Below are 22,913 nucleotides of genomic sequence, written 5' to 3' on the forward strand. Positions count from 1 at the left end.
GTCCAGTCCCGGCTTGACCGGATTCGGCAGTGGCGTGTATAAGCCGCCACACACCGCTTCCATTCCCGTGCTCAGCCGGGTCCGTGCTCAGCCGAGCCCCTGATCAACCGAGACGCTCGCGCTCGACGTGATCCGCGCCTCCCGGCCCGCCCGGCAGTCCTGCCAGCGCACGGAACGCGTCCTCCGGTCGACGCGTGCGGACGAACGTGACCCGGCCCCGGTCGTCCGTGAGCTCGATCCCGAGCCCCGGCGTGAGGATGAGCGCACGCACGCCGCGACGGACCCGCAGGCCGACACCGCCGTAGGTGGCCGCGTCCGCCTCGACCAGGCGGACGTCGGTGATCCGCCGGCGCGGGATGCGCCGCGGCGGGAGCGGACGGAAGTGCAGGGTCACGTGCCGCTCGGTGACGGTGAACCCGGCACGCGCGAGCAGGAGCAGCGCCCCGAGGGCGACGGCGAGCAGGGCCGGCACCAGCAGCGCGACCTCCGGCGCGTCCCCGGGCCAGCCGAGCACGGCGGCGGACAGGCCGGCGCCGCCGACGAGCAGCGCCGTGCCGACGACCCGCATCCAGGTGGGCGCCGTCTCGCGGTCGGCGTGGAACGGCAGGGAGGCACGCGAAGCGCGCGACGGCCGGGAAGCGCGGGTCGGTCGGGAGGCCCGGATCACCCGGGTGGGTCGGGTGCCGGCCCGGCGGGTGTCCGGGGTGGTGGAACGAGTGGTGGGCACGCTCATGGTGTCGGCGGTCATGACGGAGGTCTCCTGCGGCGGATCAGCAGTGGTGCACTCGTCATCGGGTGCGGTGCGTTCGACGGCCAGCGCGCGCGGGTGGCCGGAGGGGTGGCGCGCAGCAGCACGCCGACGACGCGCACGCTCGAGCGGTGGGGGCGCTCACGGGCACGTCGTGGTCACGGTGTCCGGGCGGACGCGTGGAGTGTGGGGCACACACGCATCGACGCTCTGGCGTCGTGACGACAGGCGTCAACGGTACGCAACGAGTCTTGGCGTCCGCTGGTCGTCCATGTGTACGCATTCACGTGTCCGCGGTGCGTCGCCTGGGGACGACGGGGTGCTGCTGACGGTCAGCGCAGGACGCGGGCGACGGCCTCGGCGCGGGTCCGGACCCCGAGCTTCGCGAACACCTGGTTCACGTACGACTTCACGGTGGGCACCGTCAGGAACAGCTCGGCGGCGATCTGCGGGTTCGTCCGGCCGTCCGCGATCCGCTCGAGGACGTCCAGTTCGCGCGGGGTGAGGTCCGGGAACCGGGCAGCGAGGGACCGGCCCGGTTCAGCTCCCGCCGGCGCAGCGGAACCAGCAGCGGCGCCGGCATCGGCACCAGCACCACCGGCGAGGCGCGCCACCAGCCGCGCCCCCACGGTCGCGTCGAAGGTCGACTGCCCGGCGGCCACCGCCCGCACCGCGGTCGCGATCTCGGCCCGTCCGGCGTCCTTCGTCAGGTAGCCGCGTGCTCCCGCCCGCAGCGCGGTGACGATGGAGTCGTCGTCGGCGTAGGTCGTCAGCACCAGGACCGCCACCCCGGGGTGCTCGGCGACGATCCGCGCGGTCGCGGTCGGCCCGTCGACCCCCGGCATCCGCAGGTCCATCAGGACGACGTCGGGCACGTGCCGGTCGACGGCGGCGATCGCCTCGGCACCGTCCGCCGCCTGCCCGACGACCTGCAGGTCGGGCACGAGCGACAGCACCGTCACCAGGCCGTCGCGGACGATGGCCTGGTCGTCGACCACGAGCACCCGGATCGTCACGAGCGGTCGTCCTCGGCGGCGCCCGCAGCGTCCGCGGTCTCCGCATCGACCGAACCGTCGACGGGCAGGTGCATGGCGACGACGAACTCGTCGTCGGAACGCTCGGCCTCCACCGTGGCCTCGCTGCCGAGTTCCGCGAACCGCTCGCGCATCCCGAGCAACCCCTGTCCACCGCTCGGCAGCGGGTTGGCCACGACGACGTCCACGGCGTCGCCGTCCCGGATCACCGACAGGGACACGGGGCGGCCGGGAGCGTGCCTGCGGGCGTTGCTGAGGGCCTCCCGGACGACCTGGAACACGGCGGCCCGGTGGGCGTCGTCGAGGACCGCGAGGGCCGCGTCGCCCTGCGCGACGACCTCGCCGCCGAACGAGCGGTGCGCGTCGAGCAGGGCCGTCAGGCCCGACGCCTGGTCGGCGGACGGACTGGAGGCACGGGTCGGCTCCGGCTGGTCGGGCTGCGGTTCGTCGCGGAGCGCGTGCACCGCACGCCGCGCCTCGGCCAGGCCGTCCGCGGCCAGCGCGCGGGCATCGCCGGCTCGGCGGGTGGCCTCTTCGACGCGGCCGGCCTCGAGCAGGGCCTCGACCGCGTCGAGCTGCAGCACCAGGCCGCCGAGCGAGTGGGCGAGGACGTCGTGGATGTCCCGGGACGCCCGCGACCGGTCGGCGAGGAGCCGTGCGCGCTGCTGCTGCCGCTCGGTCTCGCGGGCCTGCGCCGTCGTGATCCGGACCTGCCGACGGCTGAAGCCCACGAGCACGCCGAGCAGCAGCCCGCCGCTCACGCCGAGGACGAGCTGCACCGACGCCTGCTCGAGCGTCGCGGTGACGGCGACCACCACGACGGCGGCGAGCGCGGCGACCGCGGCCGTCCAGACCGGCAGGCGGAGGTCGGCGCCGAGGACGACGAGCCCGACGATCACCGGGACGACCAGGAGCGAGTCGGTCGGCACCACGACGCAGGATCCGGCGGCGGTCATCACGCCGGCTGCGGCGACGAGCACGCGGGGCGTGCGTGCTCCTTCGCGGACGGCCCAGGCCGCGAGCGCCACGGCCCCGAGGACCCAGACCCACGCCGGGTGGTGGAGCAGGAGGCCGTTCCGGACGAACCAGAAGGCGACCACGGCGATCCCGACGGCGTTGAGTCCCCAGGTGAGCACCGAGCGGGACCGGACCCCGGCGGGGTCGGTCGGGTCCGGGTCGGTGGGCAGGCTCACCGGACCATCATGCCGCGGCGGGACGCCTCCGACCGGTCGCCGCCGCGGGGGATGCGCTGGTCGACGACCAGGGCACGGGCGGCGCGGTTCAGGGCGAGCACGAGCAGGATCGTGCCGGTCGAGGTGAGCAGGTGCGCGCCGAGGTGGCCGCCGAGGACGTCGAGCCCGATGCGGGCGGCGATCAGGACGAGCCAGAGCGCGGCGCCGAGCCAGCCCGTGCGGGACTGCAGGGTGCGGCCCTTGGCGTCCGGCGTCGTGACGGTGCGGAACCGGGTCATGGCCCCCATCGCGAGGCCGACGCCGACGGTGAGCAGGGCTTCGAGGCCGAGGAACACGACGTCGGTGGTGGTGACGGTCGTCGTGGTCTGCGCGAGGACGACCACGCCGACGATCGCCATCACGAGCGGACCCCGCCAGATGCGCGCCGGGTCGAGGAACCGCCAGGTCGCCTGCCGGTACGCCAGGAGGCCGACGAGGGCGAGGCCGATGAGCACGTTCGCGAGGAGCTGGACCGACATGGTGTGCCTTTCGAGGTGGTCCGGCGGGGCGTTCCCGACCGGTGTGATCAGCCTCGTTCCGGGCGTCCCCCGGGCACACCAACCAGGGGTGGGGGCGCGGGTGGTGATCGCGGTGGTGTTCCATTGACGGCATGGCTGATGCGTTCGACGGGTTCCGGATCGGTGCGGGGTACTCGGTGGTGGAGCCGGACCGGCACCGACCGGGGTCCTTCACCCTGGTGGTGGACGGCACCCCGCAGTCGCACGTGGACCTCGAGGACCCGACCCACCTGGCGTTCGAGTACATCCGGCGGATCGGGCACGCGATCGACCTGCTGCCGGACGGCCCGATCACGGCACTGCACCTGGGCGCCGGCGCCCTCACCCTGCCCCGCTACGTCGCGGTGACCCGTCCGGGTTCGCGGCAGCAGGTGATCGAGCTCGAGCGTGACCTGGTCGAGCACGTGCGCGAGGCTCTGCCGTTCCCCCGTGGCGCGTCGATCCGGGTGCGGTACGGCGACGCCCGGGAGGTCCTCAGCAAGCTGCCCGCCGGGCTCCGCGGCACCGTGGACCTGGCGGTGGTGGACGTCTTCGGCGGTTCGCAGATCCCCGCACACGTGACGAGCGTCGAGTTCTACCGCGAGGTCGCCGCGTTCCTGTCGCCGACGGGCATCGTCGCGGTGAACGTGGCCGACGGCGCCGGGTTGGCCTTCGCCCGCGGGCAGGCGTCGACGCTGCAGTCGGTGCTGCCGTCGGTCGCGGCGGTGGCGGACACCGGGATGCTCAAGGGCCGGCGGTTCGGCAACATCGTGCTGCTCGGGTCGCCGACCGACCTGCCGGTGGCGGACATGCCGAGGCGGTACTCGTCCGACCCGATGCCGGCCAAGGTCGTGCACGGTGCGGAGCTCCGGTCGTTCATCGCCGGGGCGCCGATCGTCACGGACCAGACGGCGGTCGCGTCGCCGGAGCCGAACCGGAGCGTGTTCGGGGGCTGACGCCCGCCCACGGCGTCGCCGGGGACGGACTTCGGGCACTCGACGGATCCGGCTGTCAGGATGGTCTGAACGACCGCGCAGCTGCGCGACCGAGCGATGGGAACCCTGATGACGAACGACGACCGGAACGACCAGGACCGGACGGGCGACGGCCAGGCGCCGCGCTGGGGCGACGCCCCGCAGCAGCAGCCCGACGCCGATGCCCCGCGGTACGGCGAGCGGGTGGACCAGGCACCGACCTCAACCCCGCAGTACGGCGAGCAGTACGGGCAGGGCCAGCAGCAGTACGGCCAGCAGCAGTACGGCCAGCCGTCGAGCACGCCGAGCTGGAACGACCAGCAGCGTCACGACCAGGGCCAGCACCACGACCAGCAGCCGTACGCCGCCGCGCCCACGCACTCCGGTGCCCCGGCCTGGCAGAGCCACGACGAGCCGAAGCCCAAGAAGAAGAAGACCGTCGGCATCATCGCCTTCGTACTCGGCCTGCTCGCGCTCGTGCTCGGCGTCGTCGGCGGCTACATCATGGGTTCGGCCATCAGCAACAGCGGTGTGATCGACCAGATCACGCAGAACGGCTCGACGAACCTCACGCCCGAGCAGATGCAGAGCGAGGTCATGAGCGACCCGGACGTCCGCTCGCAGCTCGTGGGCGGCATCGCCGTGATCGGCATCGCCGCGTTCCTCGGACTCTGGGCACTCGTGCAGGGGATCATCGCGGCCGTCGCCAAGCGCGGTCGTGTCTGGGGCATCCTGGCGATCGTCCTGGCGGTCGTCGCGACCATCGCGACGTTCGTCACCTACGCCGGCGTGGCCGCCGCCGGCGCGATGGGCGCCAACTCCTGATCGACCCCTCGACCGAACGGCCCGTCGCGCTCCGGCACGGCGGGCCGTTCGTCGTCCCGGGGGTACGCGCGGACGGCTGCACCCGCGCAACCTGAGCGCGTCGCACCGACCGCTCCCGGGAGACCGCGGCTACCCTCGAACCGATGTCCCTCCCGCCCGACGACCGCCAGCAGCCCGACCTGTCCGACCGTTCCCGTGAACCGCGCCACGCGGCTCCCGTGACGGCCGGAGTCAGCCCGGGCAGCACCTTCGCGCCCATCAGCCTGCGACCCGCGGTCGACGTCGACGCCGTGCACCAGCGGCTCCGTGACCTCGGTCAGAGCCGCAGCACCGACGCCCTCGCCGAACGGGCCGAGCTCCTCCGCCTGCTCGGCCGTCTGGACGAGTCGCTCGTCATCGCCGAAGAGGTGTTCCGCCTCGCGATGTTCACCGGGGAGCGCCAGGACAAGGTCGCCGCGCGGATCCGTCGTGCGCACGTCCTGCACGACCTCGGCCGGCACGACCGCGCCGCAGCCGAGGCCGCCATGGCCCGCGACACCGCCGCCACCGAGGAGTGGCCCGAGCTCGAGGGCGCCGCGGCCGAGATCGAGGGCTGGTCGCTGTTCGAGAACGACCGCTTCGACGAGGCCCGCGCCGCACTGTCGCGGGCGTACCAGGCCTTCCGGCAGGCGGGCGCACCGTCCGAGCGCACCGACGCGCTGCGCACCGCGGTCGAGGCCGCCATGCGGGCCTCGATCACGAACCCGGCAGAACCGTCCGACCGGCCCCGGACGGCCCGCGAGGTCGCCGCCCGCCGCGCCGAGGACGACGAACCCACGACCCGCGTCGCCGAGCCCGTGAAGCAGGTCCCGCCGATCCGCCGCCGCGTGCTCGGTGCGCCAGACGCCGCCCGGACCGAGGCCGACGACATCTGGGGCCGGATCGCGGCCCGGGCAGCGAAGAAGGGCCAGGCCGACCCGCGCGCCGAGCAGTGACCGCGCTCGAGACCGTCCGGCTCCGCGCCGAAGCGCTCATCGCCGAACACCTCGGCACCGGGACGTGGGCGTTCGGGTTCGACCACGCCAAGACCCGCGCGGGCCAGTGCGACTTCGCGCGGAAGCGGATCACGGTGAGCCGCCACCTGGCCACCCGGTTCTCCGACGACGACGTCGAACAGGTCCTGCTGCACGAGGTCGCGCACGCCCTCGCCGGCGCCCGGGCGGCACACGGACCGAAGTGGAAGCGCACAGCCGCGTCGATCGGGTACACCGGTTCCCGGCTGCACGACGGGCCGATCGCCAGCGAGCTCGCCCCCTGGATCGGCACCTGCCCCGCGGGACACGAGCACTTCCGGTACCGCACGCCCACCCGTCCCCTGGCCTGCGCCCGCTGTTCCCGGCGGTTCGACGCCCGGAACGTCATCACGTGGCGGCGTCGGACCGCGGACGACGACGCGGCCACGATGGCGTCGACTACCGCATGAGGTGCCCGACGCACGGAGGCGCGCCGGTAACCCGTTAGCCTGGGCGGATGCACACGGGGCAGCACATCCGCACGGACGCCGGTTCCTCCTGGTTCTTCGACGCCGGACGGATCGCGCTCGACTTCGCGCACACGGGTGGCTTCGCCGACGACCCCACCGGACGCCGACCGCGGTCGCAGCTCGGGGAGCTGCTCGCGAGCCCGGCCGACCTGGACGAGTGGCTCAGCGAGCACACCGAGCCGATCGACGTCGGTGCCAGTGCCCGCGAGCTGCAGGACGCCCGTGCCCTGCGTGCCGCGATCGCCCGGCTCGCCGTGGCTGCCGCCCCCGCGCCGGCGAGCACCGCCGCGGAGCGCACCGCCGTGGCGGCGGGCCTGCGTGCCGGAGCCGGCCGCACGCGCCCCGCGCCCGACGACATCGACACCGTCAACCTGTTCGCCGCCCTGCCGGACGTGCCCCCGAGCCTCCCGGGTGGCCGACGCCGCGCCGGAGCGAACCGGGTCCGCCTGGCGCAGGCCCTCTCGAGCGTCGCGCGCGACGCCGTCGCGCTCTTCACCGAGGTCGGCTTCGACGACGTCGAGGCCGACGGCCGGCCGACGCGCCTGAGCCGGTGCTCGGCCGAGGACTGCGGCCTGGTGTTCTACGACTCGTCGCGCGGTGGGACCCGTCGCTGGTGCTCGATGCAGCGGTGCGGCAACCGGGCGAAGGTCCGGGCGCACCGCGCTCGCCGCGCCGCGGAGTGAGCCCGAGCTGACACCTTCCCCTCGTCGTCCGGGAGGGGGCGAGTCGCGACACCCCGCTCGCCTCTGCCGAGCGGTCATCAACCGTCGCCCGACGGCGTCGCAACCGTCAGGTTGCGACCACCCGACGCGAAGCAAGCGACGAGTCGCGACCAGCCACCGGCCGGGAGGCGCGTGGCGGCGCCGCCACGGGCCTCATGTCCGCCTTCTGCGAGCGGTCACGACACCCCGCGCACCTCGGCCGAGCGGTCACCGACCGTCTGCTGGCGGCGTCCCAGCCGACGGGTCCTGACCACCCGACACACGCACGCTCGAGCGGCGACCGGCCAGCCCCACGACACGACGAAGAAAAAGATTCGGTCAATCGAATTCTCTGGCAGGATCGGTGCATGACCGACACTGCCAGCCCCCGGCTCGACGAGCACCCAACCGGTGCCCCGCGTCGTCGCGCAGCCGGGCTCACCCTGCTCGGACCGGCCTTCGTGGCGGCCATCGCGTACGTCGACCCGGGCAACGTCGCCGCCAACCTGACGGCCGGCGCCGAGTACGGGTACCTGCTGCTCTGGGTGCTCGTCGCCGCGAACGCCAGCGCCGTGGTGGTGCAGTACCTGTCCGCCAAGCTCGGGGTGGTGACGGGCAAGTCGCTGCCCGAACACCTCGGCCTGCGGATGCGACGAACCCCGCGCCTGCTGTTCTGGGGCCAGGCCGAGATCGTCGCCGCCGCGACCGACATCGCCGAGGTCATCGGTGGCGCCCTGGCGCTCTACCTGCTCTTCGACCTGCCGCTCGTGGTCGGCGGGATCATCACCGGGCTCGTCTCGATGCTCCTGCTGACCCTGCACAGCCGCCGGGGCACGCGCCTGTTCGAGACCGTGGTGACGGCGATGCTCGCGATCCTGACGGTGGGCTTCTGCGCCGGGCTGCTGTTCGCCAGGGTCACACCGGCCGACCTGGTCGCCGGGCTCGTGCCGCGGTTCGAGGGCGCGGGGTCGGTGCTGCTCGCGGCCTCGATGCTCGGTGCGACCGTGATGCCGCACGCGGTGTACCTGCACTCGGCGCTCGCCCGGGACCGCCACGGGGACGTCCCCGCCGGGCCGGAGCGTCGCCGGGTGCTCGTCGCGACCCGGTGGGACGTCGGGCTCGCGCTGATCGTCGCGGGTGGGGTGAACATCGCGATGCTCGTCCTCGCCGCGGCCACCCTGCCCGGAGTCGCGGGCACCGACTCCATCCCCGGTGCGCAGCGCGCCATCGCCGAGAACGTCGGCCCGGTCGTCGGGGTGCTCTTCGCCGTGGGCCTGCTCGCGTCCGGCCTGGCCTCGACCTCGGTGGGCTGCATGGCCGGGGCGGAGATCATGAAGGGCCTGCTGCACGTGCGGATCCCGCTCGTGGCCCGGCGCGCGATCACGCTGGTGCCCGCCATCGTGCTGCTCGCACTGAACGCCGACGCGACGATGCTGCTCGTCGTCAGCCAGGTGGTGCTGAGCTTCGGGATCGCCTTCGCGATCGTGCCCCTGGTGGTCTACACGTCGCGACGGAGCGTGATGGGGACCGACGTGAACGCCGCGACCACCCGGGTGGTGGCGTGGGTGATCGCGGCGGTCATCGTGGCGCTGAACGTCGCACTGATCGTGCTCACCCTGACCGGCTGAGGCACGACCGGTCAGGGTGACGGGCGGTCGTCACTCGACGACCTGGACGTCCTTCCAGAACGCGACGTAGCCCGAGTAGTCCTTGCCGACGCGGTCGAACGACGACGGGATCGGCGTCGGGTACGACCACGCGCGGTCCTGCAGCGCCTGTCCGTCGACGTTCACCGTGAAGTACTGGGTGTCGCCCTTCCACGGGCAGTGGTACTGGGTGGGGCTCTCGGTGAAGAGCTCGGTCTTCACGCTCGACGGCGGGAAGTACCAGTTGCCCTCGATCTTGATGAGGTCCTCTTCGGGGGCCTCCGCGATCACCGTGTCGCCGACGACTGCCTTCATGGCGTTGCTCCTTCGCTCGCTGGTTCCGTGACGGGGCGAACGCTACGCGCGCTCCCCCGATTCCCGCAGGACGGTCAGGTCGGGGCCCGCGGCGAGCGCCGCGTGCACGTCGTCACGGCGCAGGACGGCGGCTCCCTCGGACGCGCTGACCAGGTGCCGCACTGCGCGGCGCAGCCCCGTGTACGCCGCGCAGGCCGCGGCGGCCTCGGGTGAGGTGTGGTCGATGCCGACCTCGGTGAGCGCGTCGACGACGGCTCCGGCGGCGAGCAGGTCCTCGACGGCGAAGTCGGGTGCGTCGGCGACGTCGACGGACTCCCCCGCCGCCTCGGCCGCGTCGTCGAGGGCAGCGGTGTGGTGCAGCCCGGCGGCCACGATCGCGACGACGCACCGGTCACCGCGTGCGGCCTGGAGGCCCGTCACCCGTTCCGCGACCGCCGCCGCGTTGCCGAGGTGGCCGAGCACGACCTCCGGACCCTGCGGCAACTGGGCGGTCACGTTCCGCAGCGCGCGCCGCTGTGCGGCGGCGTCGGGAGTCGGCGGCAGGGCGTCGACCCAGACGAGCAGGTGGGTGCCGTGGGCGATGCGAGCCGCACCTCCGGGACCCCACGCGAACCGGACCTGGTACTTCTCCTGGGTGCGTTCTGCCACGTCCGTCACGATAGCCGCCCGGGCGATGCTGTCCCTCTCCACAGGGTCGCCGTCCGACCGGGTTCCGCCAGGGTCGTCGACCCTAGGATGCATGGTCATGGAGATCGCCCCCGTACCCACCCTGACCGGCGACCGTGTGACGCTCGAGCCCCTCGGGCAGGAGCACGCGGAAGACCTGCGGGCGGCGGTCGCGGACGGCGATCTGTGGCGCACCTGGTACACCTCGGTGCCCGCCCCGGCACAGGTCGAGGCCGAGATCGACCGGCGGCTCGCCGAGCACGAGGCCGGCCGCATGGTGCCCTTCGCCGTGCGGGACCGCCCGACCGGCCGGGTGGTGGGTGCGACGACCTTCATGAACATCGACTCGGGCAACCGCCGTGTCGAGATCGGCAGCACGTTCCTGGCCAGGTCCGCGCAGCGATCGGGGATCAACACCGAGTCGAAGCTGCTCATGCTGTCCCACGCGTTCGAGGCGTGGCAGTGCATCGCGGTCGAGTTCCGCACCCACTGGCACAACCTGCAGTCCCGAGCGGCCATCGCGGGCCTCGGCGCCAAGCAGGACGGTGTGCTCCGGAACCACGCGATCGGCCGTGACGGCACCCTGCGCGACACCGTGGTGTTCTCCGTCATCGCGTCGGAGTGGCCGGCGGTCCGCCTCTCGCTGGCCGAGCGGCTCCGGCGGCACGACCGCGCCGAGGGGTCCCGCCGTCGGTCGGCCCGGCACGCCTGAGGCGTCGCGCCAGCGTCGTCGCGCCAGCGTCGTCGCGCCGGCATCGTCTCGCCCGCCGAGCCACGGCGCGCCGTCCAGCCCGCGGGCGTAGCGTCACCGCCATGCACGTCGGCCTCCGGATCGTCCTCGATGCGCCGGTCGACGCCGTGCGCGATGCCCTGCTGTCCCCGGCCGTGATGGTGGCGGTGACGAAACCGTTCCTGGCGTACCGATCGCGCGACCCCCGGGGCTTCCCGGAGCGCTGGGAGCCCGGGCACCCGCACCCGATCACCGCGGACGCCTTCGGCCTGGTGCCGAGCGGCGACACGCACGTCGACCTCGACCTGTACGAGGTCCGGGGAGTCCCCGTGCAGCGCGACAACGGTGGTGGCACGTCCGGGTTGTTCGGGCGGATGACGATGTCGCACCGGATGGCCGTCGTCCCCGCACCGGGTGGCCGGACACTGCTGCTCGACCGCCTGACCTACCGGATGCGACCGGCCGTCCTCGGGCTCGCCCTGTGGCCCGGCATGTGGGTCATCTGGCAGTGGCGGGCGTTCCGGATGCGCGCCCTCGCACCCACCTGGCGGACCGACGGCGAGTGACGTGACGCGGGTCGGGCCTCCCGTCCACCGCGGAGCGGGCGTAGCCTCGACCACGTGAGCCAGACGCGCCCCCAGGAGCCGACGACCGACGACCGCGTGCGCAGCACGCTGGCGACGACGGATTGGCGGCGGATGACGTTCGACCTGTACCGCCGCGTCCGCGCCACCCCGGACCCCCAGACGGCGCACGCGCTCTGGCGTGAGACCCGGGACGCGATGTTCGCGGAGCACCCGGCGTCGCCGCTGCTCGACGAGGACGCCCGCGACTTCGAGTCCCTGCCGGTGCCGGACTACGACCCCGCGTGGCGGTTCCAGGTGCGCATCGAGGCCACGGAGCCCGCCGAGTTCGACTTCGAGACCGGCACCGACGGTGTCGTCCACTTCGACCGGCTCGGACTCGTGCGGGTCCCCGGGGTGGGCACGCTCGACGTCTGGAAGCACGGCGGCTACGCGGGCGGGGTGTTCGTCCCGGTCAAGGACGCCAGCGCCGGCAAGGCCCGCGGCACGTACGGTGGCGGACGCTACCTGCTCGACACCATCAAGGGCTCGGACCTGGGCGGCGACGACCTCGGGTCGCTCGTGCTCGACTTCAACTTCGCCTACAACCCGTCGTGCGCGTACGACCCGGCGTGGGCGTGCCCGCTCGCGCCTCCGGGCAACACCGTGCCGGTCCCGATCCCCGTCGGCGAGCAGTACGACTTCTAGGGTGGAACGCATGACAGGACTCGTCGCCCTCGACGTCGGTGGCCGCGTGCCGCCGTTCGAGCAGGTCCGATCGCAGATCGCCGCGCAGATCACCGCCGGGTACCTGGTGGACGGCGAACGGCTGCCGAGCGTCCGTGGGCTGGCGGACGAGCTCGGGCTCGCCGCCGGCACCGTCGCGAAGGCCTACCAGCTGCTCGAGGAGGCCGGGCTCGTGCACACCGCACGGGGCGCCGGCACCCGGGTGGTGCGACCGGCGGCGGTGCCGGACGCGGTGGCCGAGGCCGCTCGTGCCCTGGCCGCTGCGGCCCGCTCGGCAGGGCTGTCGGCGGACCAGGCGGCGACCGCGTTGCGGGAGGCCTGGCCGGCGTAGCGCTGGCGGGCGTGCGGGCGCGGGTGGCTGGCTGGCGCGGGTGACTGGCTGGCGCTTCCGGGCGTACCTGGTCGTTCCGGGAAGGACCGTTCCGAGCGCTCAGCAGTGCTCGTACACGTACGCGTCGTCCTCCGGGGTCACCAGGTCGCGGTCGCGCAGGATCGTCATGGCCGGACGGTTCCCCAGCCCGCAGACCGACGCCCACGAGCCCTCGAAGGTGTCCGAGTACTCGACGTCGATGACGCGTCCGCCGTAGGCCTTCGTGTACGCGGCGCACTCCCGGTACTGCACGCACTCCTCGGCGACCACGAAGTCGAACCCGGTCTGCTTCCTGCCGGACGCCCCGAGCTGCGGGGTGTTCTTCTGCCCGACGGCCAGCCCGTGCCGGTGTCCCTCGGCGACGAGCGACTTCGCGAGCGCCAGGTTGCCGGCACGGGCCAGCCGCTTGCCGCTCCGGGTCCACGAGTCGAGGTTGTCGAACTCCACCGCGTCGAACCCGCGGTCACCGCAGCGGGCGACGGTCTTCGCGAGCACCTTCGTGATCAGGGCACGCTTCGCCGCGGTCCGGGTGTCGAGGAGCATCTCGTCCGGCCACCCCGGGTCCGACACCGGCTTACCCGCACGGTCGCGGAGGATCGCCGACGGGTACGACTTCTTCCACGTGCTGGCGGCCTCGGGCTGCGTCTGGAACCCGTTGACGTAGCAGATGTTGTACTTGCCCTTCGCCGGGCGGTCGGTGCTGTCGCGCTCGACGATCGTCACGCCGGAGGGCGGGGTGTACCCGCCGCCGAGCTGGTAGTCCACGCGACCCGAGGTCGGCAGGTTGCGGTAGCTCCCGGCCGCGCTGGTCGTGGCGGCCTCGGCGCAGCCGGCGGTGCCGAGGACGGCCACCAGGGCCATCGCGGTGGTCAACAGGACGGATCGCGTGCGCACCCCGGAATCCTCGCACGCCACGGGCGAACGACCCCGCCCTCGCCGTTCCGGGGATGTGCACGCTATGCTGGTCGTACTCGAGGCGCCGATCGCCTCGTGCGTCGTACGGACGCCCCGAACTCCCGACCAGTTGTCTCCAGACTCCGGTCGATGATCGAGCACCTCACGAAGGTGCCCAGGCTTCTCTGCTGCGGCGACTGCGCCAGCCACATCCGTTGGCGCGCATCCCGCCCGCGCGCTGCCTCAGAGCGCGCCCACAGCCGGACTGCTCCGGCTCGAAAGGTCACCATGACCACCGAAGACATCCGTTTCTCCGACCTCGGCGTCCCCGCGCCGATGGTCTCCGTCCTCGCCGACCAGGGCAAGGACATGGCGTTCCCCATCCAGGCGGACACCCTCCCGGACTCCCTGCAGGGCAAGGACGTCCTCGGCCGCGGCCGCACCGGCTCCGGCAAGACCATCGCCTTCGCGATCCCGCTCGTCGCCCGCCTCGCCGCCAGCGGCCGCAAGCGCCGCGCCGGCCGCCCCCGCGCCCTGGTGCTCGCGCCGACCCGTGAGCTCGCGACGCAGATCGACGTCGCCCTCGCCCCGCTCGCCAAGGCCATGGGCCTCAACACCACGACCATCTTCGGTGGCGTCGGTCAGGGTCGTCAGGTCGACGCCCTGCGCGGCGGCGTCGACGTCGTGGTCGCCTGCCCGGGTCGCCTCGCCGACCTCATGCAGCAGGGCCACGTGAACCTGGGCGACATCGAGGTCACCGTCCTCGACGAGGCCGACCACATGGCCGACATGGGCTTCCTGCCCGGCGTGACCAAGATCATGCAGGCGACGCCCGAGAACGGGCAGCGACTGCTGTTCTCCGCCACGCTCGACAACGGCGTGGACAAGCTCGTCAAGAAGTTCCTGCACAACCCGGTGATGCACTCCGTCGACGAGGCGAACAGCCCCGTCGAGGCGATGACCCACCACCTGTTCGAGGTCGCCGACGCCGACGCGAAGAAGCACCTCGTGAGCGCCCTCGCCTCGGGCAACGGTCGCCGCATCCTCTTCATGCGCACGAAGCACCACGCCAAGCGCCTGGCCAAGCAGCTCAGCAGCCAGGGGATCCCGGCCGTCGACCTGCAGGGCAACCTGTCGCAGGGTGCCCGTGAGCGCAACCTCGCGAAGTTCTCCTCCGGCGAGGCCCTCGTGCTCGTCGCCACCGACGTCGCCGCCCGCGGTGTGCACGTCGACAACGTCGAGCTCGTCGTGCACGTCGACCCGCCCACCGAGCACAAGGCGTACCTGCACCGCTCGGGCCGCACGGCGCGTGCCGGTTCGTCCGGTGACGTCGTCACGGTGACGATGCCCGCCGAGCGTCGCGACGTCGCGCAGATGATGCGTGCTGCCGCGATCAAGGTCACCCCGCAGCACGTCACGGCGACCTCCCCGGCCGTCACCGCGCTCGTCGGCGAGGTCGCTCCGATCCGCCACGTCGCCGAGGAGCAGCCCACCCAGCAGCGTCAGCCCAAGCAGCGTTCGGCCGAGTCCGCCGGTGACGGCGGCGGTCGTCGCCGTGGTCGCGGCGGTCGGTCTGGAGGCGCGGCGCAGCCCGCGCGCTCCGGCTCGGCTGGCGAGTCCGCCGGTTCGGCCGGGGGCCGTCAGGGCCGTCCGGCCCGTGGCGCACGGACCGAGGGTGCCGGGCGCTCCGGCGCCGCGGCCGCCGGTTCGACCGGTGGTCGCCGCAGCGGCGGCAACCGTCGCTCGGGCAGCAGCGACGTCGTGCGCGGCGGCTCGTCGGCCGTCTGGTCGTCCGAGGGCGGCTACGCCGCGGGTCGGTCCGGCAACGAGTCGGGCGGCAACCGTCGTGGTGGCTCGCGCCGCGCCTCCCGTCCGGCCGGCGCTGCCGACCGCCACTGACCCACGCGGCCTGACCCGCTCGGCCTGAGCCCGTCGGCCTGAGCACGTCAACGCCTGCAAAACACCGGTGTTCACGTTTTGAACCCCCGCATCCCGCGGTGTGTTCCGTGAACACCGGTGTTCTGCGTCCGGGCTCGGGCGAACCTTGGCGCGGGCTGGGGGTGGGGTACTCCGCCGGGCGTACGGTCTCACTCACCGGATGCCGCGCAAGCGGCTGACGGGGAACACGTCCGCTTCTGGAAGGAGTGCCTATGGCTGGCATCGATGACATCAAGAACGCCGCTGAGAAGGCGGCAGGCAAGGTCAAGGAAGCCGCCGGCAACGCGACCGGTAACGACCGGCTGAAGGCCGAAGGCCAGACCGACCAGGGCAAGGCCTCGGCGAAGCAGGGCGTCACCGACGTCAAGGACGCCGCGCACGGCGTCGCCGACAGCTTCAAGGACGACAAGCACTAAGCCGGCTCGCGACCGCGCTGCGAAGCCCCCGGATCCGATCGGATCCGGGGGCTTCGTCGTGCGCTGGCTTCGTCGTGCGCCGGGCGTGGACGCGCCGATCGGGCTAGTGCAGGGCGCCGACCGATGCCAGGCCGGCCCGCAGCAGTGCGCCGCGGCCGCCTTCCATCTCGTCGGCGACGGCGTCGGACGCGGCTTCCATCGGGCTCATCCACGTGAGCTCGAGGGCGTCCTGCCGGGGCTCGCACGTTCCCGTGACGGGGACGACGTACGCCAGCGAGATCGCGTGCTGCCGCTCGTCGGTGTACACCGAGGCACCGGGCAGCGGGAAGTACTCGGCCACGGTGAACGGCGTCGGGCTCGAGGGCAGCTGCGGGAACGCCATCGGCCCGAGGTCCTTCTCGAGGTGGCGGAACAGCGCGGTGCGGATCGACTCGCCGAACATCACGCGGCCGGACACCAGGGTGCGGGCGATGAGGCCGCTCGGGGAGACACGCAGGAGCACGCCGACCTCGGTCACGACGCCGAGACCGTCGGTGCGGACGGGGACCGCCTCGACGTAGCAGATCGGCAGACGACGGCGGACGTTCGCGAGCTCCTCGTCGGACAGCCAGCCGGAGTCGGGATCGGGGGTGCGCAGCGAGGACATGCACCGTGTCTACCAGGCACGGCGGCGAGTTCGGCGGAAGGCGCGGGAGTTGGGGATGGTTAGCGTTGTCCACATGATCGATGCGGACCTGGTGCAGTGGACACGGAGTGCCTCGGACCGGCGGGGCACACCCCTGCTCGTGGCGATGCACGGGGTGGGCTCGAACGAGCACGACCTGCTCGGGCTCGCCCCCGCGCTGCCGCCCGCGTGGACCGTCGCGTCGCTCCGCGCGCCGATGCCGTGGGGGCCCGGCTTCAGCTGGTACCCGCTCGGCACGCCCGGCTCCCCAGCGCCCGAGGCGGTGGACGCCGCGACCGCCGAGGTGCTCGACTGGATCGACTCCGTCGCCGCCGACCACCCGCGGATCGGGCTGCTCGGGTTCTCGCAGGGCGGCTCGATGGCGCTCCAGCTCCTGCGCGCCCGGCCCGCGGCGTTCGCGTTCGCGGTGTCGCTGTCGGGGTTCGTCGTGCCCGGCATCACGGACTCCCGCGACGAGGCCGTGTCGGCCGTGCGACCACGGGTGTTCCTCGGGCACGGTGACCTCGACCCGGTGATCCCTCCCGAGGCCACCGCCCGGACGCAGGCGTGGGCCGCAGCGCACACCGACGTGACCGACCGTTCCTACGCGGGCTTGCCGCACGCCGTGTCGACGGCGGAGCTGGCGGACGTGGCGGCCTTCGTCGACGCGGTGTAGGCGCACGACGACGGACAGGAGGCCCGGTGCCAGCTGGCACCGGGCCTCCTGTCCGTCATGGGTGACGTCCGTCAGTCGGCGAGGATCTGGAGCAGGTCCTTGCGGAGCTGGTCCACCTTGGCCGTGGCGGCCTTGGCCTGTTCCTCGGTCGCGGTGCTGCGGTACATCTGCAGGACGCCCATGGTCTTCCGCAGCGCCTCGAAGAACTCGCGCTGGGCGTCCGGGATGCCCGGAGCCCCGTCGAGTGCCGCAGCGATCTCGTCGGCCTTGGCCTCGGTCTCGGCCTTGCCGGCGTCGGTGAGCTCGAAGAGCGTCTTGCGGCCGTCGCCCGACGAGACCACGAGGTCTTCGTCGACGAGCTGCTGGAGCGTCGGGTAGACCGAGCCGGGGCTCGGCTTCCAGGCGCCGCCGGTGCGCTCGGCGATGGTCTTGATCACGGCGTACCCGTTCTGCGGGCCCTCGGCCAGCAGACCGAGGATCGCGAGACGGACGTCACCGCGGCGACGGCGTTCGCGACCGAAGCCGGGACCGCCGAAACCGGGGCCGAAGCCCATGCCCGGGCCGAAGCCGGGGCCGAACCCGCGGCCACCGAAGCCGCGGCCGCCGTGGTCGTGGTCACCGCGGTCACGGCCGGGGAAGCCGGCACCGTGGTGCTGCCGCGCTCCGCCGAAGCGGGGGCCGCGCGGGCCGAACCCGCGCTGGTCGCGGGGGGACGTGTTGCTGTCGTCGTCATACGAGGGGCGCATGAGGAGTCCTTTCATCGTGCTGAGTCGGCTCGCGACCGGTCTGACCTGATCGTCTTCGTCGTATCGCGATGTGTTTACGATAGATCGCTAACTATCGCTCTGTCAAGGGGTACGTGCGCTCGGCCTGCTGTCGGTGGTGGCGGGCAGGATGGGACGGACCATGACGGACGTCTTCGAGCGCTTCTCCCCCGCGACCACCGAGTGGTTCCGCGGCGCCTTCGACGCACCGACGCCGGCGCAGGCCGGGGCGTGGGACGCCATCTCGACCGGGCAGCACGCACTCGTGATCGCCCCGACCGGCTCCGGCAAGACCCTGGCGTCGTTCCTGTGGTCGATCGACCGGCTCATCAGCGCGACGGACCGTCCGCCGGCGAAGCAGCGCACGCGGGTGCTCTACGTCTCGCCGCTCAAGGCCCTCGGCGTCGACGTCGAGCGCAACCTGCGGAGCCCGCTCGTCGGCATCACCCAGACCGCTCGGCGCCTGGGCACCGAACCGCCGGACGTCACGGTCGGGGTGCGCAGCGGTGACACCCCGTCGTCCGACCGCCAGAAGCTCCTGCGCCAGCCGCCGGACATCCTCATCACCACGCCCGAGTCGCTCTACCTGATGCTCACCTCGCAGGCGCGCGAGACCCTGGTGAACGTCGACACGGTCATCGTGGACGAGGTCCACGCGGTCGCCTCGACCAAGCGCGGTGCACACCTGGCCGTGTCGCTCGAGCGCCTCGACGACCTGCTCGACAAGCCCGTGCAGCGCATCGGGTTGTCCGCGACCGTCCGCCCGCCGGAAGAGGTCGCGCGGTTCCTCGGCGGCCGTGCACCGGTGACGATCATCGCGCCGCCCGCGCAGAAGACCTTCGACCTGCGGGTCGTCGTGCCCGTCGACGACATGACCGAGCTCGGGGCGCCGCCGGTCGGCGCGGACGCGTCCGAGTCGCCGACGAACGGGTCGATCTGGCCGCACGTCGAAGAACGTGTCGTCGACCTGATCGAGGAACACCGCTCGACCATCGTGTTCGCGAACTCGCGGCGGCTGGCCGAACGGCTCACGGCGCGGCTCAACGAGATCCACGAGGAACGCGTGCTCGCCGCCGCCGGCGACGGCGTGCTGGTGCCGGTGGGGGCGTCCCCGGACGACGACGGGCTCCCCGTGGCGCGGGGCCGACCGCAGTCACCGGCCCGCACCTCGGCGCACGCCGTCGCACCCCAGGGGGCCAAGCGACCGCCGGCGCAGCTGATCGGCGGGTCCGGGCAGACGGGCGGCGGGGGCTCGGACGCCTCGGTCCCGGTGCTCGCCCGCGCACACCACGGCTCGGTGTCGAAGGACCAGCGCGCGATCATCGAGGACGACCTGAAGTCCGGTCGGCTGCGGTGCGTCGTCGCGACGAGTTCACTCGAGCTCGGCATCGACATGGGCGAGGTCGACCTGGTCGTCCAGGTCGAGGCGCCGCCGTCGGTCGCGAGCGGCCTGCAGCGCGTCGGTCGTGCCGGCCACCAGGTGGGTGAGATCTCCCGCGGCGTGCTGTTCCCGAAGCACCGGGCCGACCTGGTCAACAGCGCGGTCACCGTCGAGCGGATGGTCACGGGTCAGATCGAGTCGATCTCGGTACCCGCGAACCCGCTCGACGTCCTGGCGCAGCACACCGTGGCCGCGGGGGCGATCGACACCCTCGACGTCGAGCACTGGTTCGAGCTCGTGCGGCGGAGCGCCCCGTTCAGCGGCCTGCCCCGATCGGCGTTCGAAGCGACGCTCGACCTGGTCACGGGCCGGTACCCGAGCGACGAGTTCGCCGAACTCCGGCCACGGCTGGTCTGGGACCGCGTGCACGGCACCCTGACCGGGCGCCCCGGTGCACAGCGACTCGCGGTGACGAGCGGCGGGACGATCCCCGACCGCGGCATGTTCGGCGTCTTCATGGTCGGCGAGAAGGCATCCCGCGTCGGCGAGCTCGACGAGGAGATGGTCTACGAGTCGCGCGTGGGCGACGTCTTCGCCCTCGGTGCGACGAGCTGGCGGATCGAGGAGATCACCCACGACCGCGTCGTCGTGAGCCCGGCGTTCGGGCAGCCCGGACGCGTGCCGTTCTGGAAGGGCGACGGCATCGGCCGGCCCGCCGAGCTCGGCCGGGCGACCGGTGCGTTCGTGCGCGAGGTCGAGGGTGCCTCGGACGACGACGCCCGCGCCCGCGTCGCCGCCGGTGGACTGGACGAGCGCGCGATCACCAACCTGCTGACCTTCCTGCGCGACCAGCGCGCGGCCACCGGTCACGTGCCGAACGACACCACGCTCGTCATCGAGCGGTTCCGCGACGAGCTCGGGGACTGGCGGCTCATCCTGCACTCGCCCTACGGCATGCAGGTGCACGCGCCGTGGGCCCTGGCCGTCGCCGCACGGCTGCGCGAACGGCACGGCATCGACGGTGACGCGATGGCGGCCGACGACGGCATCGTTGTCCGCATCCCGGAGACCGACGCCGAGCCACCGGGTGCCGACCTGTTCGTGTTCGAGCGCGACGACCTCGAGGCCCTGGTCACCGACGAGGTCGGCGGCTCGGCGCTGTTCGCCGCCCGGTTCCGCGAGTGCGCGGCGCGCGCCCTGCTGCTGCCCCGACGGAACCCCGGGCAGCGGTCGCCGCTCTGGCAGCAGCGGCAGCGGGCCTCGCAGCTGCTCGAGGTCGCGCAGAAGTACCCGACGTTCCCGATCGTGCTCGAGACCGTGCGCGAGGTGCTGCAGGACGTCTACGACGTGCCCGCGCTGCTCGGGATCGCCGACGACATCGCCGGACGCCGGATCCGCCTGGTCGAGACGGAGACCGAGCAGCCGTCGCCGTTCGCCCGGTCGATCCTGTTCGGGTACGTCGCGGCCTTCATGTACGAGGGCGACACCCCGCTCGCCGAACGCCGGGCAGCGGCCCTGTCGCTCGACTCGACGTTGCTCGGCGAACTGCTCGGACGCGCGGAGCTGCGCGAGCTGCTCGACCCGGCGGTCATCACCTCGGTGGAGCGCGACCTGCAGCGGCTGTCGCCGGACCGCCGTGCCCGTGACGCCGAAGGACTCGTGGACGTGCTGCGGCTCGTCGGCGCGCTCGACCTCGACGAAGCGGTCGACCGGAGCTGGCTCGCCGACACTGCCGACCGTCCAGCGGCCACCGCCGAACTGCGGAGCACACTCCAGGTCCTGGAGCGGGACCGCCGGGTGCTCTCGTTCTCGCACGCCGGTGCGACGCGCTGGGCCGTGATCGAGGACGCCGCTCGCCTGCGCGACGCCCTCGGGGTCCCGCTGCCGATCGGTGTGCCCACGGCGTTCATCGAGCCCGTGGCCGACCCCCTCGGCGACCTGATCGGCCGCTACGCGCGGTCGCACGGGCCGTTCTCCGCGCAGGAGGCCGCCGGTCGCCTCGGGCTGGGCATCGCCGTCGTGCAGGACACCCTGCGCCGACTCGTCGCCGACCGCCGGGTGGTGGAGGGCGAGTTCCGCCCCGACCGTCAGGGTGCCGAGTGGTGCGACGCCGAGGTCCTGCGACGGATCCGCACGAAGTCCCTCGCAGCCCTGCGGCACGAGGTCGAACCGGTCTCGCCGGACACCCTCGCCCGGTTCCTGCCCGCGTGGCAGCACGTGCAGGCCTCCGGGACCCGCGGTGGACTCCGTGGCGTCGACGGCGTCCTGCAGGTGATCGACCAGCTCGCCGGGGTCGCCCTGCCCGCCAGCGCCTGGGAGACCCTGGTGCTGCCGTCGCGCGTCACGGACTACTCGACGAGCATGCTCGACGAACTCACCGCCACCGGCGAGGTCCTGTGGTCCGGCGGGGGCACCTTGCCCGGCAACGACGGCTGGGTGCGCCTGCACCTGGCCGACACCGCGGCGACGACGCTCGCCGAGCCCTCCGGGGACGAGACGACCGAGCTGCAGCGGGACGTGCTCGGCGCCCTGGCCGGCGGTGGCGCGTACTTCTTCCGGCAGCTGGGCCAGGCCGTGGGCAGCAGCGACGACCAGGCGCTCACCACCGCGCTGTGGGACCTGGTCTGGGCCGGGCAGATCACGAACGACACGTTCGCCCCGCTGCGCTCGATGCTCGGTGGCAAGGCGAAGAGCTCGAGTGCTCCGCGTGCTCGGGCCTACCGCGGCCGTCGGCGTCCGACGATGCCGACGCAGTCCGGGCCGCCGTCCGTCGGGGGCCGGTGGTCACTCCTGCCGCTGGCCGAGTCCGACTCGACGGTGCGGGCCGCGGCGACCGCCGAACAGCTGCTCGAACGCTACGGCGTCGTCACCCGCGGCGCCGTGCAGGTCGAGGGCGTCCGGGGTGGTTTCGCCGGGGTGTACCGGGTGCTCTCGCGCTTCGAGGAGTCCGGCCGGGCTCGTCGCGGGTACTTCGTCGAGGGGCTCGGTGCCGCCCAGTTCGCCACCGGCCCGACCGTCGACCGGCTGCGCACCTACGCCCGCGAACTCGGCGACGACGAGCGCGACGATCCGGACCGGAAGCGCGATGCGCTCACGCTCGCCGCGACCGACCCGGCGAACCCGTTCGGGGCCTCGTTGCCGTGGCCGACGGGTGACGCGGACCACGGTGTCGCAGCCGACGACGTCGAACCCGCCCCGTCGGGGACTGCGGTCGGCAGCGGTGCCAAGACCACGCGGGGCCACCGCCCGGGCCGGAAGGCGGGCGCACTGGTGACGACCGTCGACGGCAAGCTCACCGTGTACGTGGAGCGCGGCGGCAAGTCGGTGCTCACCTTCACCGACGACGCCGCCGACCTCGCTGCCGCCGCCTCCTCCATCGCCGGCATCGTCCGGACCGGGCTGCGGAAGCTCTCGGTCGAGCGGGTCGACGGGGACTTCGTGCTCGAGACGGCGCTCGGTGGCGCGCTCCGGGCCGCGGGGTTCACGGCGACCCCGCAGGGGCTGCGGCTCCGTGTGTGAGGCGAGCCGCGCCTCCCGGCAGTGCAGCGACCACGTGCCGGACGCGACCCGTGCCGCCCGGACGGGCTGCGCGCACCCGTCGGAGGTGACC

23 protein-coding genes are annotated in these 22,913 nt (G+C 73.2%); 14 read left to right on the plus strand and 9 right to left on the minus strand.

The annotated features are described in order from the left end of the window. Nucleotides 1-103: 103 nt before the first annotated feature. The 4 genes from BR70_RS0115245 to BR70_RS23380 form a co-directional block, all read right to left on the minus strand. Nucleotides 104-748, minus strand: a complete 645-nt coding sequence (locus tag BR70_RS0115245; RefSeq protein ID WP_027466750.1) for a hypothetical protein — start codon at nucleotides 746-748, stop codon at nucleotides 104-106. Between the two features lie 332 nt (nucleotides 749-1,080). Further along, nucleotides 1,081-1,764 carry a response regulator transcription factor gene (locus tag BR70_RS0115250; RefSeq protein WP_027466751.1) on the minus strand — a complete coding sequence of 228 codons (684 nt, stop codon included), beginning with the start codon at nucleotides 1,762-1,764 and terminating at the stop codon, nucleotides 1,081-1,083. Continuing rightward, on the minus strand, nucleotides 1,761-2,975 hold the full coding sequence (locus BR70_RS21265; protein WP_051597000.1) for a sensor histidine kinase: 1,215 nt from the start codon (nucleotides 2,973-2,975) through the stop codon (nucleotides 1,761-1,763). The genes BR70_RS0115250 and BR70_RS21265 overlap by 4 nt, the downstream gene beginning before the upstream one ends. Continuing rightward, nucleotides 2,972-3,493, minus strand: coding sequence for a hypothetical protein (locus tag BR70_RS23380; protein ID WP_051597001.1), 522 nt, complete (start codon nucleotides 3,491-3,493; stop codon nucleotides 2,972-2,974). Before BR70_RS23380 ends, BR70_RS21265 begins: the two co-directional genes overlap by 4 nt. Nucleotides 3,494-3,624: 131 nt before the next feature. Between BR70_RS23380 and BR70_RS0115265 the strand changes: the two genes are divergently transcribed. The 6 genes from BR70_RS0115265 (at nucleotide 3,625) to BR70_RS0115290 (ending at nucleotide 9,161) form a co-directional block, all read left to right on the plus strand. Beyond that, entirely contained in the window at nucleotides 3,625-4,467 is an 843-nt protein-coding gene (locus BR70_RS0115265; protein ID WP_027466752.1) for a spermidine synthase, read from the plus strand. A 108-nt stretch (nucleotides 4,468-4,575) separates the two neighbouring features. After that, complete coding sequence (locus BR70_RS22545; RefSeq protein WP_155896900.1) at nucleotides 4,576-5,310, plus strand: DUF4064 domain-containing protein; 735 nt, start codon at nucleotides 4,576-4,578, stop codon at nucleotides 5,308-5,310. A 143-nt stretch (nucleotides 5,311-5,453) separates the two neighbouring features. Further along, complete coding sequence (locus BR70_RS22550; protein WP_051597003.1) at nucleotides 5,454-6,284, plus strand: hypothetical protein; 831 nt, start codon at nucleotides 5,454-5,456, stop codon at nucleotides 6,282-6,284. Continuing rightward, the gene (locus tag BR70_RS21290; RefSeq protein WP_051597004.1) at nucleotides 6,281-6,772 is read left to right on the plus strand and encodes a SprT-like domain-containing protein; all 492 of its coding nucleotides are present in this window, start codon (nucleotides 6,281-6,283) and stop codon (nucleotides 6,770-6,772) included. Before BR70_RS22550 ends, BR70_RS21290 begins: the two co-directional genes overlap by 4 nt. A gap of 47 nt (nucleotides 6,773-6,819) precedes the next feature. Beyond that, entirely contained in the window at nucleotides 6,820-7,515 is a 696-nt protein-coding gene (locus BR70_RS0115285) for a CGNR zinc finger domain-containing protein (RefSeq protein WP_027466753.1), read from the plus strand. A 386-nt stretch (nucleotides 7,516-7,901) separates the two neighbouring features. After that, nucleotides 7,902-9,161, plus strand: coding sequence for an Nramp family divalent metal transporter (locus tag BR70_RS0115290; RefSeq protein WP_027466754.1), 1,260 nt, complete (start codon nucleotides 7,902-7,904; stop codon nucleotides 9,159-9,161). Nucleotides 9,162-9,191: 30 nt separating this feature from the next. Here BR70_RS0115290 and BR70_RS0115295 read toward each other — a convergent pair whose 3' ends face one another. Both BR70_RS0115295 and BR70_RS0115300 read right to left on the minus strand, forming a co-directional pair. Beyond that, complete coding sequence (locus BR70_RS0115295) at nucleotides 9,192-9,494, minus strand: DUF427 domain-containing protein (protein WP_027466755.1); 303 nt, start codon at nucleotides 9,492-9,494, stop codon at nucleotides 9,192-9,194. Between the two features lie 42 nt (nucleotides 9,495-9,536). Then, the gene (locus BR70_RS0115300; RefSeq protein ID WP_035809260.1) at nucleotides 9,537-10,142 is read right to left on the minus strand and encodes a 2-phosphosulfolactate phosphatase; all 606 of its coding nucleotides are present in this window, start codon (nucleotides 10,140-10,142) and stop codon (nucleotides 9,537-9,539) included. 91 nt (nucleotides 10,143-10,233) lie between these two features. On the opposite strand from BR70_RS0115300, the gene BR70_RS0115305 reads away from it, so the two are divergent. The 4 genes from BR70_RS0115305 to BR70_RS23875 all read left to right on the plus strand — a co-directional run bounded on the left by BR70_RS0115305 (nucleotide 10,234) and on the right by BR70_RS23875 (nucleotide 12,531). Further along, on the plus strand, nucleotides 10,234-10,872 hold the full coding sequence (locus BR70_RS0115305; RefSeq protein WP_027466757.1) for a GNAT family N-acetyltransferase: 639 nt from the start codon (nucleotides 10,234-10,236) through the stop codon (nucleotides 10,870-10,872). A 101-nt stretch (nucleotides 10,873-10,973) separates the two neighbouring features. Then, nucleotides 10,974-11,456, plus strand: coding sequence for a hypothetical protein (locus BR70_RS22555; RefSeq protein ID WP_051597005.1), 483 nt, complete (start codon nucleotides 10,974-10,976; stop codon nucleotides 11,454-11,456). Between the two features lie 132 nt (nucleotides 11,457-11,588). After that, the gene (locus BR70_RS0115315) at nucleotides 11,589-12,161 is read left to right on the plus strand and encodes a DUF1684 domain-containing protein (protein ID WP_051597091.1); all 573 of its coding nucleotides are present in this window, start codon (nucleotides 11,589-11,591) and stop codon (nucleotides 12,159-12,161) included. 10 nt (nucleotides 12,162-12,171) lie between these two features. After that, a complete protein-coding gene (locus BR70_RS23875; RefSeq protein ID WP_035809483.1) occupies nucleotides 12,172-12,531 on the plus strand; it encodes a GntR family transcriptional regulator in 360 nt (119 codons plus the stop codon). A 99-nt stretch (nucleotides 12,532-12,630) separates the two neighbouring features. On the opposite strand, the gene BR70_RS0115325 is transcribed toward BR70_RS23875, so the two are convergent. Beyond that, entirely contained in the window at nucleotides 12,631-13,464 is an 834-nt protein-coding gene (locus BR70_RS0115325; RefSeq protein WP_027466760.1) for an endo alpha-1,4 polygalactosaminidase, read from the minus strand. A gap of 288 nt (nucleotides 13,465-13,752) precedes the next feature. Here BR70_RS0115325 and BR70_RS0115330 point away from each other — a divergent pair, with 288 nt between their 5' ends. Both BR70_RS0115330 and BR70_RS0115335 read left to right on the plus strand, forming a co-directional pair. Then, nucleotides 13,753-15,363, plus strand: coding sequence for a DEAD/DEAH box helicase (locus tag BR70_RS0115330; protein WP_027466761.1), 1,611 nt, complete (start codon nucleotides 13,753-13,755; stop codon nucleotides 15,361-15,363). 251 nt (nucleotides 15,364-15,614) lie between these two features. After that, complete coding sequence (locus BR70_RS0115335; protein WP_027466762.1) at nucleotides 15,615-15,818, plus strand: CsbD family protein; 204 nt, start codon at nucleotides 15,615-15,617, stop codon at nucleotides 15,816-15,818. A 103-nt stretch (nucleotides 15,819-15,921) separates the two neighbouring features. On the opposite strand, the gene BR70_RS0115340 is transcribed toward BR70_RS0115335, so the two are convergent. Continuing rightward, complete coding sequence (locus BR70_RS0115340; protein WP_027466763.1) at nucleotides 15,922-16,464, minus strand: NUDIX hydrolase family protein; 543 nt, start codon at nucleotides 16,462-16,464, stop codon at nucleotides 15,922-15,924. A 73-nt stretch (nucleotides 16,465-16,537) separates the two neighbouring features. Here BR70_RS0115340 and BR70_RS0115345 point away from each other — a divergent pair, with 73 nt between their 5' ends. Further along, nucleotides 16,538-17,158, plus strand: coding sequence for an alpha/beta hydrolase (locus tag BR70_RS0115345; RefSeq protein ID WP_051597006.1), 621 nt, complete (start codon nucleotides 16,538-16,540; stop codon nucleotides 17,156-17,158). A 71-nt stretch (nucleotides 17,159-17,229) separates the two neighbouring features. Here the strand turns inward: BR70_RS0115345 and BR70_RS0115350 are convergent, their stop codons facing one another. Further along, entirely contained in the window at nucleotides 17,230-17,904 is a 675-nt protein-coding gene (locus BR70_RS0115350; protein ID WP_027466765.1) for a PadR family transcriptional regulator, read from the minus strand. Nucleotides 17,905-18,064: 160 nt separating this feature from the next. Here BR70_RS0115350 and BR70_RS0115355 point away from each other — a divergent pair, with 160 nt between their 5' ends. Further along, entirely contained in the window at nucleotides 18,065-22,822 is a 4,758-nt protein-coding gene (locus BR70_RS0115355; RefSeq protein ID WP_027466766.1) for an Lhr family ATP-dependent helicase, read from the plus strand. The last annotated feature ends 91 nt before the right edge of the window (nucleotides 22,823-22,913 follow it).

It is taken from the genome of Curtobacterium sp. UNCCL17 (assembly GCF_000686685.1).
GTDB classification, from domain to species: domain Bacteria; phylum Actinomycetota; class Actinomycetes; order Actinomycetales; family Microbacteriaceae; genus Curtobacterium; species Curtobacterium flaccumfaciens.